We start from the raw sequence: 13115 nt of genomic DNA on the forward strand, positions 1-13115 counted from the left end.
GCCGCAAAATACTATCTACTGACAAAAAATATCGGCATTAGTTCGCCGTATTTTCCCGGCAGAGCACAGAAGCGGAAGAATTCAGTCATGACTCAAGAAATCGAATTAAAATTTATCGTCTCCGACAATGGCGTAGAAGCACTGCGTCAGCACCTTAACACGCTCAATGCCCAACATACGCCTGCGGGCCAGTTGCTCAATATTTATTATGAAACCGCGGATAACTGGCTGCGTCGTCATGATATGGGGTTGCGGGTTCGCGGCGACGGCGGTCGTTACGAAATGACCCTGAAAATTGCCGGCCGGGTGGTGGGCGGATTGCATCAGCGTCCAGAATACAATATCCCGCTGGACGGCCCAGAGCTGGCGCTGGAGCGCCTTCCTGCCGAAGTCTGGCCGCAGGGGGAGCTGCCTGCTGAGCTTGTACAGGGCGTGCAGCCGCTGTTCAGCACCGATTTTGAGCGTGAAAAATGGGTGGTCAGCGAAGGCGAAAGCCAGATTGAAATCGCCCTCGATCGCGGGGAAGTGAAGACTGCTGACCATCAGGAAACGATCGGCGAACTGGAGCTGGAACTGCTCTCCGGCAAGACGGAGGATGTACTGACGCTGGCCCGTCGCCTGCTGGAAACCGGCGTACTGCGCCAGGGGAGCCTGAGCAAAGCCGCCCGCGGCTACCATCTGGCCCAGGGCAACGCTGAGCGCCCGGTCACCGCGTTCGGGGTTGTGCAGGTCGCGGCAAAAGCCAGCGTTGAGCAGGGGCTGGAAGCGGCGCTGGAAAACGCGCTGGCGCACTGGCTCTATCATGATGAGGTCTGGAGCCGCGGCAATCCGGCGGCTAAAACGGAAATTCTGCGGGCCATCGCGCGAGTTCGTCACGCGCTGGTGCTGTTTGGCGGTATTGTGCCGCGTAAGGCTACCGCCTCGCTGCGCGAAGCGCTCAACGTGGCAGAAACGGCGCTGGTGGAGGCCGGAAAAGACCCATCGGCGGTGTTTAGCATTGCCACGGTCAGCGCCAAACTCACGTTGACCGAATGGCTGGTGAACCGCGGCTGGCGTGAATCGTTAAATGAGGGCGCGCAGAAGAAAATCGCCGGTTCGTTTAAACGTTTTGCCGATATCCAGCTATCGCGCGCCGCTGCCGAATTAAAAAATGCGTTCCAGCAAACCCTGGGCGACGACTATGAAGGCCAGTTGCCGCGTCTCACCCGCGACATCGACAGCATTCAACTGCTGGCCGGCGCCTATGCCGACGCTGCTACCGCCTGGCTGGAGAACTGGCTGGAAGTGCGTCGTGCCATAGAACACCGGGATCGCAGCGTCATCGATTATTTCCGCCGCCAGGCGCTGGCCGCAGAGCCATTCTGGTTGCATAGTGGCAAACGATAATTTCAGGCCAGGGAGACCCCTATAATGCCGCTTTCTTCGCAGTTACAGCAGCACTGGCAGACGGTTGTGGACCGCCTGCCAGCGGATTTTCCAGTATCGACATTAAGCCCACAGGCGCAGTCGGTGATGGCGTTCAGCGATTTCGTCGAGCAAAGCCTGGTGGCCCAGCCGCAGTGGCTGGCGGAGCTGGAAAGCGCCCCGCCCAGCGCGGAAGAGTGGCGACACTATGCCGAGTGGCTACAGGCGGCGCTGGCTGAGGCCAACGACGAAGCGGCGTTGATGCGCGAGCTGCGCCTGTTCCGCCGCCGTATTATGGTGCGTATCGCCTGGGCCCAGGCGCTGCTGCTGGTCAGCGAAGAAAGCAGTTTGCAGCAGCTAAGCGCGCTGGCCGAGACGTTAATCGTTGCCGCCCGCGACTGGCTGTATAGCGCCTGCTGTAAAGAGTGGGGGACGCCGTCGAATGCCCAAGGGAAGCCTCAGCCGCTGCTGATTCTCGGGATGGGAAAACTGGGCGGCGGCGAGCTTAACTTCTCGTCGGATATCGACCTGATTTTTGCCTGGCCGGAGCATGGCGCCACCCTCGGCGGTCGTCGGGAGCTGGATAATGCCCAGTTCTTTACCCGCCTGGGACAGCGCCTGATTAAAGTGCTCGACCAGCCGACGCAGGATGGCTTTGTCTACCGTGTCGATATGCGCCTGCGTCCCTTTGGCGACAGCGGGCCGCTGGTGCTGAGCTTTGCCGCGCTGGAAGATTATTATCAGGAGCAGGGGCGCGACTGGGAGCGCTATGCGATGGTCAAAGCGCGGATCATGGGCGATAACGAAGGGACTTACGCCAACGAGCTGCGCGCCATGCTGCGGCCGTTTGTCTTCCGTCGCTATATCGACTTCAGCGTGATTCAGTCGCTGCGCAATATGAAAGGGATGATTGCCCGTGAAGTCCGCCGTCGTGGGCTGAAGGACAATATAAAGCTCGGCGCTGGAGGCATCCGCGAAATCGAATTTATCGTCCAGGTCTTCCAGCTGATCCGCGGCGGGCGCGAACCGGCGCTGCAGCTCCGGGCCTTGCTTCCGACGCTGGCCGCCATCGAAGCGTTGCATTTACTGCCGGAAGGCGACGCCACCCGGCTGCGCGAAGCCTATCTGTTCCTGCGGCGTCTGGAAAACCTGCTGCAAAGTATCAATGACGAGCAGACGCAAACGCTGCCACAGGACGATCTCAACCGCGCCCGTCTGGCGTGGGGGATGCAGGCTGATGACTGGGAGACGCTCAGTACGCGACTGGCGGAAAAAATGGCCAACGTGCGCCAGGTGTTTAACGAGCTGATTGGCGATGACGAAGCCCAGTCACCGGATGAGCAACTGGAAGAGTACTGGCGCGAGCTGTGGCAGGACGCGCTGGAAGAAGATGACACCAGCCCGGCGCTGGCCCATCTTGAGGATAGCGATCGCCGCAGCGTGCTGGCGCTGATTGCCGATTTCCGCAAAGAGCTGGATAAGCGCACCATCGGCCCGCGCGGGCGTCAGGTGCTGGATCAGCTGATGCCGCATCTGCTCAGCGAAGTGTGTTCCCGCGCCGATGCGCCGGTACCGCTGGCACGCATTACCCCGCTGTTGACCGGCATCGTCACCCGTACCACCTACCTTGAGCTGCTCAGTGAATTCCCCGGTGCGCTGAAACACTTAATCAGCCTCTGTGCCGCTTCGCCGATGGTGGCCAGCCAGTTGGCGCGCCATCCGCTGCTGCTGGATGAGCTGCTGGATCCTCACACCCTTTATCAACCGACGGCTACCGATGCCTACCGCGATGAGCTGCGCCAGTATCTGCTGCGCGTGCCGGAAGAGGATGAAGAGCAACAGCTGGAAGCGCTGCGCCAGTTTAAACAGGCGCAATTGCTGCATATTGCCGCTGCCGATATCGCCGGAACGCTGCCGGTGATGAAAGTGAGCGATCACTTAACCTGGCTGGCTGAAGCGATGATTGACGCGGTGGTACAGCAGGCCTGGATGCAGATGGTGGCGCGTTATGGTCAGCCAACCCATCTGCATGACCGCCAGGGACGCGGTTTTGCGGTTGTCGGCTACGGCAAACTAGGTGGCTGGGAGCTGGGTTACAGTTCTGACCTCGATCTGGTGTTCCTCCATGACTGCCCGGTTGAAGTGATGACCGATGGCGAGCGCGAAATCGATGGCCGCCAGTTCTATCTGCGCCTGGCCCAGCGCATCATGCACCTGTTCAGCACCCGCACATCGTCGGGCATTCTCTACGAAGTGGACGCTCGCTTACGCCCTTCCGGCGCGGCGGGCATGCTGGTCACCACCGCCGATTCTTTTGCCGACTATCAGAAAAATGAGGCCTGGACCTGGGAGCATCAGGCGCTGGTGCGCGCTCGCGTGGTCTATGGCGCCCCGGCGTTGCAGGAGCGGTTTGATACCATCCGTCGCGATATCCTCAGCACGCTGCGTGACGGGACGACGCTGCAGATCGAAGTGCGGGAAATGCGCGAGAAGATGCGCGCCCACCTCGGGAATAAGCAGCGCGACCGCTTTGATATTAAAGCCGATGCCGGAGGCATTACCGACATTGAATTTATCACCCAGTATCTGGTCCTACGCTATGCGCATGAAAAACCAAAGCTGACGCGCTGGTCGGATAACGTGCGCATTCTGGAACTGCTGGCACAAAACGACATTATGGATGAAGGCGAAGCGCGGGCGTTGACCCACGCCTACACCACGCTGCGTGATGCGCTGCATCATCTGGCCTTGCAGGAACTGCCGGGTAATGTCGCCCCTGATGCCTTTACCCACGAGCGCGAGCAGGTGAGCGCCAGTTGGCAGAAATGGTTGATGGATTAACTAAAAAACCGGGTGTGCTATTATCGCGCGCAAAGTTTGCATCTCGCAGGAGAGAGTCATGAAAGTAACGCTGCCGGAGTTTGAACGTGCAGGAGTGTTGGTGGTTGGCGATGTGATGCTGGACCGCTACTGGTATGGTCCCACCAGCCGTATTTCCCCTGAAGCCCCGGTACCGGTGGTTAAAGTGGAAAATATTGAGGAACGTCCTGGCGGCGCAGCAAACGTGGCAATGAATATCGCCTCCCTCGGCGCGACTTCTCGTCTGGTCGGGCTCACCGGCATTGATGATGCTGCGCGGGCGTTGAGCAAAGCGCTGGCTGACGTCAATGTGAAGTGTGATTTCGTCTCCGTGCCGACGCACCCGACCATCACCAAGCTGCGCGTGCTGTCGCGTAACCAGCAGCTGATCCGCCTTGATTTCGAAGAAGGGTTCTCTGGCGTTGACCCGCAGCCGATGCATGAGCGTATTCAGCAGGCGTTGGGGACCATCGGGGCGCTGGTGCTGTCTGATTATGCCAAAGGCGCGCTGACCAGCGTTCAGACCATGATTAAGCTGGCACGCGATGCCGGCGTGCCGGTGCTGATTGATCCGAAAGGCACCGATTTTGAACGTTATCGCGGCGCCACGCTGCTGACGCCGAACCTCTCTGAATTTGAAGCGGTGGCGGGCAAATGCAAAGACGAAGCGGAGATTGTCGAACGTGGCCTGAAAATCATTGCTGATTTCGAGCTGTCCGCGTTGCTGGTGACCCGCTCTGAGCAGGGGATGACGCTGCTGCAGCCGGGCCGTCCGCCGCTGCATATGCCGACTCAGGCGCAGGAAGTGTATGACGTGACCGGTGCCGGTGATACGGTGATCGGCGTGCTGGCGGCGACGCTTGCCTCCGGCAACACCCTGGAAGAGGCCTGCTACTTCGCCAACGCTGCGGCGGGCGTGGTGGTCGGCAAACTGGGGACCTCTACCGTATCGCCTATCGAGCTGGAAAACGCGGTCCGCGGGCGTGCCGAGACCGGATTCGGGGTGATGAACGAAGACGAGCTGAAGCAGGCGGTAGCGGCGGCACGTAAGCGCGGTGAGAAAGTGGTCATGACCAACGGCGTATTTGACATTCTGCATGCCGGTCACGTGTCGTATCTGGCCAATGCGCGCAAGCTGGGCGATCGCCTGATTGTGGCGGTTAACAGCGATGCATCGACCAAACGTCTGAAGGGCGAGACCCGACCGGTTAACCCGCTGGAGCAGCGCATGATCGTGCTGGGCGCGCTGGAAGCCGTCGACTGGGTGGTCTCGTTTGAAGAGGATACCCCGCAGCGCCTGATCGCCGGGATCCTGCCGGATCTGCTGGTGAAAGGCGGTGATTATAAGCCGGATGAGATTGCCGGCAGCGAGGAAGTCTGGGCCAACGGCGGCGAGGTGCTGGTGCTCAACTTTGAAGATGGCTGCTCAACCACCAATATCATCAGGAAGATTCAGAAAGATAGCGGGAAGTAATGACTGACGCCGAAGTGCCGATAAAACGGCCGGCGGCGTAAGGAATAAGCCCGTTGAAAAGGCCTGCGATCGCGAGATCGTGGGCTTTTTTTTATTTAATCATGAGAGAAATGATTCAGCGCAATAAATAAGCTATTCAGGCGCATTTTTCGTACAGAAAGCGGTAGCGTAAGTATAAATACTGAAGTCAGTAAACAGCATATGACCTAACAGAACACTCACGGTTGAAGGAGTATGCGGATGAATCATCACGAACTGTATTCAATGAAGAACTTTGACTTTCTGGCGCTGAGTTTTGCCAGAATGCGCGCACAAGGCCATAGCGTTGATCTCCAGGCCATTGTCGGCAATATGGATGAGGAACATCGTGAATGGTTTTGTCAACGGTATGAACTCTACTGCCGTCAGGTCGATGAAGAGGTAGCGTCGGAACTTGAACACTAAGAGTCTGGCTCAGGGTAAGCTCTGAAGCAATAACGGGCCGCAGCGGGCCCGTTATTTTTTACGGCTTCTCTTCGACGTCCGGGGCCGCCGAGCGGCTTTCCAGATCGCTGATACGCTGTTCCAGTAAAGCCAGTTTCTCTCGGGTGCGCAGCAGCACCTGAGTCTGTACATCAAACTCTTCGCGGCCAACCAGATCCAGACGGGTCAGCTGCGACTGGAGGACCTGGCGGATTTTCTTCTCCACATCATCCCCAAGATCGCGCAGGCCTTTCGGCATTGACTCATGGACCTGGCGGGCGATTTGTTCAATTTTTTTCGGGTCAATCATGGTGGTTTCCTGCTCTGGTCGATTTGTCGCTTATTGTAGTGCGAACGGCGGGCGCTATAAACCAGAAATGTTTGAAGCTTATACGTTGCCGATGATAATCAATAGCGTTATAGTTACTTCGCTTATTCTCAGGGCGGGGCGAAATTCCCCACCGGCGGTAAATCAACCATGCGTTGAAAGCCCGCGAGCGCTTTCTGCGAAAGCAGAAAGGTCAGCAGATCCGGTGTAATTCCGGGGCCGACGGTTAGAGTCCGGATGGGAGAGAGTAACGGCTCAGTCGGATTGCGATCCGCTTGCGTTGACTTTTGCCGCTTAACCGGCACTCCTAAGACTGCCCTGATTCTGGTAACCATAATTTTAATGAGGTTTATTTACCATGAATCAGACGCTCCTTTCCTCTTTTGGTACCGCTTTTGAACGTGTGGAACACGCTTTAAATGCACTGCGCGAAGGCCGCGGTGTGATGGTGCTTGATGATGAAGACCGTGAAAACGAAGGCGACATGATTTTCGCCGCCGAAACCATGACCGTTGAGCAGATGGCGCTGACCATTCGTCACGGCAGCGGCATTGTCTGCCTGTGCCTGACCGACGAACGCCGTAAGCAGCTTGACCTGCCGATGATGGTGGAAAACAACACCAGCGCTTATGGCACCGGCTTTACCGTGACCATTGAAGCCGCTGAAGGCGTCACCACCGGCGTGTCCGCCGCTGACCGTGTGACCACCGTGCGTGCGGCCATTGCCGACGGCGCAAAACCTTCCGACCTGAATCGTCCGGGCCACGTTTTCCCGCTGCGCGCGCAGCCGGGCGGCGTATTGACCCGTGGCGGTCATACTGAAGCGACCATCGATCTGGTGACCCTGGCGGGCTTCAAGCCAGCGGGTGTCCTGTGCGAACTGACAAACGACGACGGCTCCATGGCGCGAGCGCCAGAGTGCATCGCCTTTGCTCAGAAGCAAAATATGGCCGTTGTCACCATCGAAGACCTGGTGGCCTACCGCCGTGAGCATGAGCGTAAAGCCAGCTGATAACGACGGACGTCATCTCAAAGCCCACGCTTGCGTGGGCTTTGTTGTTTTCAGGTCAGCCGATTCCCATAGCCTGCAGGGCAACCAGACTTAATCCCATCACCGACATCCCGCACAGCACGCCATAGCTGGGGTTGCTCTGAGGATCTATCTCTTTTGCCAGCGGCATCAGCTCATCGACCGAGAGCGCCACCATAATGCCGGCAACGGCGGCCATAATGGCGCCCATAATGACCGGCGACACCAGACTGCCAAGGATCAGCCACGCCAGCACACCGCCGAGGATTTCCGCCAGTCCGGACAGCCCGGCCCACAGCACGGCTTTAGAACGCGAGCCGGTTGCGGCATACACCGGGCCGGCAACCGCCAGCCCCTCAGGAATATTATGTAACGCGACGGCCAGCGCGATGCCCATACCCAGCTCGAGGTTATTGCTGGCGGTCACAAAGGTGGCAATCCCTTCCGGGAAGTTATGCAGGCTGATACCGAGGGTCAACAAAATCGCGGTACGGCGTAGATTACGCGGGCGTGCGATACCGGGTGACATCAGGTCCTGCGGATGGGCGTGCGGTAGCAGATGGTCGAGTGCAAAGTAGCCCAGCAGGCCGATGACAAACATACCGTAGCCGAGCAGCGGCGACATCCCTTCGGCGTTCAGCGCCGCGGGTAGCATCTCCATCAGTGAGATCAGCAACATGATCCCGGCGGCAAACCCGAGGGAGAATCCCAGCAGGCGATTAGACGGTTTCTGACCCAGGACGCCAAAAATAGCACCGATAAACGTCGCGCTCCCGGCCAGTAGCGTCAATATTAAGGGTGACGACATCATTCCCCTCCTTTGATAATGATTATCATTAATAATATCAAGATTGTCAGAGTACGGCGAGAGGGTGAAATGCCCCTTTACAGCGAATTATACCCGTCATACTTCAAGTTGCATGAGCGTTGGCAATACTCGGCCCATCCCTGGGCCTCGCCCCTTCGGGGCCAGCGCAAGCGCTGTTCAATTCGGCTTCGCCTCTTGTCCTGCAACTCGAAGTATGACGGGTATACATTCAAATTTTCTGACGATCATCATCATGCTTATCTGAGTTATTCCTGACGCAAAAACGCGTAATGTGAAGGCATCGCAATTCCTCTCTAGTTATTAAGGATATCACCATGTCCCGTACCCGAATGCCAGCGTTGTTTTTAGGCCACGGCAGCCCGATGAACGTGCTGGAAGACAATATTTATACCCGTACCTGGCGCCAACTGGGCGACACATTGCCGCGTCCAAAAGCGATCGTTGTGGTTTCTGCGCACTGGTTTACGCGCGGCACCGGGGTGACGGCCATGGAAACGCCGAAAACGATCCACGATTTTGGCGGCTTCCCGCAGGCGCTGTACGATACGCATTACCCGGCTCCCGGTTCCCCGGCGCTGGCGCAGCGCCTGGTTGAGCTGCTGGCGCCGGTTCCCGTCACGCTGGATAAAGAGGCCTGGGGCTTCGATCACGGCTCATGGGGCGTTCTGATTAAAATGTACCCTGATGCGGATATCCCGATGGTGCAGCTGAGTATCGACAGCACCAAACCGGCGGCCTGGCATCTGGAGATGGGGCGTAAGCTGACGGCGCTGCGTGATGAAGGCATCATGCTGGTAGCGAGCGGTAACGTGGTCCATAACCTGAGAACCGCACGCTGGCACGGCGAGAACACGCCATACCCGTGGGCAGAATCATTTAACGATTACGTGAAAACCAACCTCAGCTGGAAAGGACCGGTGGCCGAACATCCGCTGGTGAACTACCTGGCGCATGAAGGTGGCTCGCTCTCAAACCCAACGGCGGAACACTTCCTGCCGCTGCTCTATGTGCTGGGCACCTGGGACGGCGAAGAGCCGATTTCTATTCCGGTAGACGGTATTGAGATGGGATCGCTGAGTATGCTGTCTGTGCTGATTGGGGCGTAACGGCGGCGGCAATAAATCACCCCGGTAGCCATCTGCGCTACCGGGGTGAGGTTTATTCGACGAAAATATGCGGGTAGAAGCGGGACAGATCCTGAGTGATCAGCGCCCGATCCTCTCGCACGCCGATCCCGGCGGGCTGGTCGTTGATCAGCCAGCTGCCGATCAGCGTATAGCTGTCGCCAAACTTCGGCAGCGGATAGAACTCCTGCACGATCGTACCTTCTTCACCGTACGGGCCTTCTACGGCCTCCAGCACTTTGCCGTTCTCGACGATCGACACGTTGGCACCTTCGCGGGAGAAGATCGGTTTGATGACGTACTTCTCCATCTCCGGGTGCGCATCTTCGCTGAAGTAAGCCGCCAGCAGGTTCGGGTGGTCAGGGAACATTTCCCACAGCAGCGGGAGCAGCGCTTTGTTAGAGATGATGCTCTTCCAGGCCGGTTCCAGCCAGCGTACGCCAGCATCTTCCAGCTTGGTGGAGAACATCTCGCGCAGCATGTATTCCCACGGGTAGAGCTTGAACAGATTGCCAATCACCTGATCCTGCAGGTCGGTGAACTGACCCTTTTCGCCGAGGCCGATATCTTCGATATACAGAAACTCGGTGGCGACGCCGGCTTCCGCCGCGCAGTCCTGCAGATACTGGACGGTGCCGCGATCTTCTTCGGTATCGCGGCAGCAGGCCATATGCAGCAGCTGGAAGCCAAACTGCTCGCGCAGCTGGCCGAAGCGCTCAATCAGCTTTTCCTGCAGGCTGTTGAACTGGTCGCTGCCTTCCGGCAGCTGCCCGGCGTTGATCTGATCTTCCAGCCAGATCCACTGAAAGAACGCGGCTTCATACAGCGAAGTCGGAGTATCGGCGTTGTTCTCCAGCAGCTTCGGCGCACCGACACCGTCCCACGCCAGATCGAGACGCGAGTACAGCGACGGCTGGTTGGTTTTCCACGACTGGCGCACGAAGCCCCAGGTATGTTTGGGGATACGGAATTTGGCCATCAGCTCATCGCTGGCGATGACTTTTTCCACTGCCTGCAGGCACATTTGATGCAGCTCGGCGGTGACGTCTTCGAGCGTTTCAACCTGGGCCAGCGTCAGTTTGTAATAGGCTTCTTCGCTCCAGTAGGGCTCGCCATACATGGTATGAAAGTTAAAGCCATATTCCGTCGCCTTTTCACGCCAGTCCGGGCGCTCCGTGATGCTGATTCTTTCCATGGTATTTAGCCGCCCATTGAGCGTTTAGTCGAGGTAGTGCCCGCAGCGCTACGCTGCATGGTGGATTGTTTTGCCACCGACTCACCAAACCCACCGCGCGTTACGGTGCTGGTGGTCGCCGGTTTAGGCGCCATTGCCGTCTTCGGCACGTTCATTGTCCGCCCCGGTTGCGCGGCGCCATAGCTCTTACCACCGGCATCGGTGTATTGACCGTAGGCCGGGCTGGCCGGGTTTTTCGAGCTAAACAGCGGCTGCTGTGCGCCCATACCGCCGCCCATCATTCGGCCCATCATATAGCCGGCCATCAACGGCATCCAGAAGCTGCCGCTGCTTTGCGCCTGGGCCTGATTTTCCGGAGCTACGCCCGCCTGAGCTGGCGTTTGCTGGCACTGGCCTTCACCGAATTCCGCGACGCAATCTTCGCGCGTGGCGTATTTCGGTGCGGTACGTACCGCTTCCTGCTGCGCGTTGTTGAACGCGGTGGTGCATTCAGCGCTCTTGCCCGGGTTGGCGGTAGAGCAGTCATCGGCGTTTTGATAGAGAGAAACCGTCTCGTCGGTTTTTTCACAACCGGCAAGCATAAATACGGCCGTAACGGCAAGGGCGACTGGCGTCAAATGACGTGCGCTCCAGCTTTTACGGAACGAGGCATGATTGATATTTTTTGTCCGTTTCATAATTGTCTTCCAGGACCCAGTGGTATGGCATTTTGTTAACGCTCAGGATAGAGGATGAGTGGTGGAAAATGAAGCGAATAGGGGCGGAAAGGAGGGGAAAGCAGGGGATCTTTACGTTGCCTTACGTTTAGCGCTTCGCTTAGCTGAAATCGTTAAGCGAAGCGCTATCGTACCGCGGCGATTACTGACGGAAAGGATTGGTGCCGCTGGTTTTTGTCGTGCGGGTGGTTGATGCCGGGGTTGCCGCCGGCGCCGCATTGCTGCTGTAACCGTCTGCGTTGGCATCCTGCTGCGGAGATTCCGGCGCCACGCTGTCTGGCGATGTAGCTACCGGTTTGCCCAGCGTGTTGTTCAGTGCCACCAGATCCTGCTCGTTCAGCGTACCGAGCGCAGATTTAATGTTCAGCTGGTTAATCAGGTAGTTATAACGCGCGCTGGAGAGCTGTTGCTTGGCGTTATACAGCGTGGTGGTTGCATCCAGCACGTCGACGATGGTACGCGTACCGACCGAATAACCTGCTTCCATGGCATCAAGGGAGCTCTGGGCAGAGACCACCGCCTGTTTATAGGCGTTGATGCTACTGATAGAGGCATTGATGTTGTTAAAGGAAGAACGAACGGTCTGTACGACGCTACGATGCGAGCTTTCCAGCTGTTCGCTGGCGCCAACAAAGTTGTACTGCGCCTGTTTGACCTGCGAGTTCACCATTCCGCCCTGGTACAGCGGCAGTGAGAAGCTCAGGCCAATTTTGTTCTGCCCGGCGTCGTTGTCGTCATACTGGGAACTGTTGTGGGTTTTGGAACCGCTGTAGGAGGTGTTGGACACTCCGGTCGATGCAGTCAAATCCAGTGTCGGCATATGGCCGTCTTGTGCCTGGCGAATTTGTTCGCGTGCAAGATCCTGGTTCAGACGTGCCTGCAGCAGCGACAGGTTACGGTTTTCCGCTTCCTTCAGCAGCGCGTTCACGGTCTGCGGCTTGTTGGTCTTAAAGCCGTCAACGTTCAGCGATGCCAGTTCCGGATAGTAGTTGCCGGTAACCTGACGCAGCGATTCTACCGCGTTATCGAGGTCGTTTCGTGCGGTGACTTCGTTAGCCAGCACGGAATCGTACTGTGAACGGGCGTTCTGCACGTCGGTGATCGCTACCAGGCCCACGTTAAAGCGTTGGGTGGTTTGATCTAACTGACGGTAGATAGCCTGTTTCTGCGCTTCGGTGTAGGACAGCGTATCAATCGCGCTCAGGACGTTAAAATAGGCCGTAGCGGTGTTCAGGATCAGCGTTTGCTGATCGGTCTGATAGGTCACATCCTGAATACCAGCTGCTTTTTCCTGCAGCGTCAGGGCGCGCCATTTCGACATATCAAACAACGTTTGTGTTAACTGCAGCGAACCACTGGTGACATTAGAGTTCACGCCGTTGCTGTCGCGGTAGCCATTGGTATAGGTATAATCAGCACCCAGACCGAGCTGAGGCAGTAACGGGCTACGTGCTTCGTTGATCTTTTCGAATGCAGCATCACGATCGGCTGCTGATTTACGCAGGTCAGGGTTGCTGACGCGCGCCTGCTGATAAACCTGCATCAGGTTCTCTGCCTGACTCATGGCGCTGAAGCCAGTCAGGCCAAGGCCGATGAGGATGGGGAGAAGTTTCTTCATTTGCATTCCTTGTTGTGAAGCATAAAGTGCAGCCCAAATTTTAAAGTTATCTGCTGATTGTATCGACTCTGCCGCG

General features: G+C 57.6%; 11 protein-coding genes and 1 riboswitch. Of the genes, 6 read left to right on the forward strand and 5 right to left on the reverse strand.

Annotation, left to right across the window (positions count from 1 at the left end; genetic code table 11):
* Positions 1-87: 87 nt before the first annotated feature.
* The 4 genes from ACMYSN_RS18420 (at position 88) to glgS (ending at position 6181) form a co-directional block, all read left to right on the forward strand.
* On the forward strand, positions 88-1386 hold the full coding sequence (locus ACMYSN_RS18420) for a CYTH domain-containing protein (RefSeq protein ID WP_462495721.1): 1299 nt from the start codon (positions 88-90) through the stop codon (positions 1384-1386).
* 21 nt (positions 1387-1407) lie between these two features.
* Positions 1408-4245 (forward strand): bifunctional [glutamate--ammonia ligase]-adenylyl-L-tyrosine phosphorylase/[glutamate--ammonia-ligase] adenylyltransferase, encoded by a 2838-nt coding sequence (gene glnE, locus ACMYSN_RS18425; RefSeq protein WP_462498285.1) that lies wholly within the window; start codon positions 1408-1410, stop codon positions 4243-4245.
* A 58-nt stretch (positions 4246-4303) separates the two neighbouring features.
* The gene (gene hldE / locus ACMYSN_RS18430; protein WP_123756432.1) at positions 4304-5737 is read left to right on the forward strand and encodes a bifunctional D-glycero-beta-D-manno-heptose-7-phosphate kinase/D-glycero-beta-D-manno-heptose 1-phosphate adenylyltransferase HldE; all 1434 of its coding nucleotides are present in this window, start codon (positions 4304-4306) and stop codon (positions 5735-5737) included.
* 240 nt (positions 5738-5977) lie between these two features.
* Positions 5978-6181: a cell surface composition regulator GlgS gene (gene glgS, locus ACMYSN_RS18435; RefSeq protein ID WP_462495722.1), complete on the forward strand. Its 204-nt coding sequence runs from the start codon at positions 5978-5980 to the stop codon at positions 6179-6181.
* Positions 6182-6239: 58 nt separating this feature from the next.
* Here the strand turns inward: glgS and ubiK are convergent, their stop codons facing one another.
* A complete protein-coding gene (ubiK, locus tag ACMYSN_RS18440) occupies positions 6240-6509 on the reverse strand; it encodes a ubiquinone biosynthesis accessory factor UbiK (RefSeq protein ID WP_123756434.1) in 270 nt (89 codons plus the stop codon).
* 120 nt (positions 6510-6629) lie between these two features.
* Positions 6630-6780: riboswitch (FMN riboswitch) on the forward strand.
* Positions 6781-6885: 105 nt separating this feature from the next.
* Here ubiK and ribB point away from each other — a divergent pair.
* Positions 6886-7539, forward strand: a complete 654-nt coding sequence (gene ribB, locus ACMYSN_RS18445) for a 3,4-dihydroxy-2-butanone-4-phosphate synthase (protein WP_154144088.1) — start codon at positions 6886-6888, stop codon at positions 7537-7539.
* A gap of 55 nt (positions 7540-7594) precedes the next feature.
* On the opposite strand, the gene zupT is transcribed toward ribB, so the two are convergent.
* The gene (gene zupT, locus ACMYSN_RS18450; RefSeq protein ID WP_426617571.1) at positions 7595-8365 is read right to left on the reverse strand and encodes a zinc transporter ZupT; all 771 of its coding nucleotides are present in this window, start codon (positions 8363-8365) and stop codon (positions 7595-7597) included.
* A 335-nt stretch (positions 8366-8700) separates the two neighbouring features.
* On the opposite strand from zupT, the gene ygiD reads away from it, so the two are divergent.
* Positions 8701-9492, forward strand: a complete 792-nt coding sequence (gene ygiD, locus ACMYSN_RS18455; protein WP_123756437.1) for a 4,5-DOPA-extradiol-dioxygenase — start codon at positions 8701-8703, stop codon at positions 9490-9492.
* Between the two features lie 52 nt (positions 9493-9544).
* Here the strand turns inward: ygiD and ACMYSN_RS18460 are convergent, their stop codons facing one another.
* The 3 genes from ACMYSN_RS18460 to tolC form a co-directional block, all read right to left on the reverse strand.
* Entirely contained in the window at positions 9545-10705 is a 1161-nt protein-coding gene (locus ACMYSN_RS18460; RefSeq protein WP_462495723.1) for a glutathionylspermidine synthase family protein, read from the reverse strand.
* 5 nt (positions 10706-10710) lie between these two features.
* A complete protein-coding gene (locus ACMYSN_RS18465) occupies positions 10711-11382 on the reverse strand; it encodes a DUF1190 family protein (protein ID WP_123756439.1) in 672 nt (223 codons plus the stop codon).
* Between the two features lie 181 nt (positions 11383-11563).
* Positions 11564-13039 (reverse strand): outer membrane channel protein TolC, encoded by a 1476-nt coding sequence (gene tolC / locus ACMYSN_RS18470; protein WP_462495724.1) that lies wholly within the window; start codon positions 13037-13039, stop codon positions 11564-11566.
* Positions 13040-13115 lie beyond the last annotated feature (76 nt).

Source organism: Klebsiella sp. R445 (assembly GCF_051131755.1).
In the GTDB taxonomy this organism is placed as follows: Bacteria; Pseudomonadota; Gammaproteobacteria; order Enterobacterales; family Enterobacteriaceae; genus Klebsiella; species Klebsiella lignicola.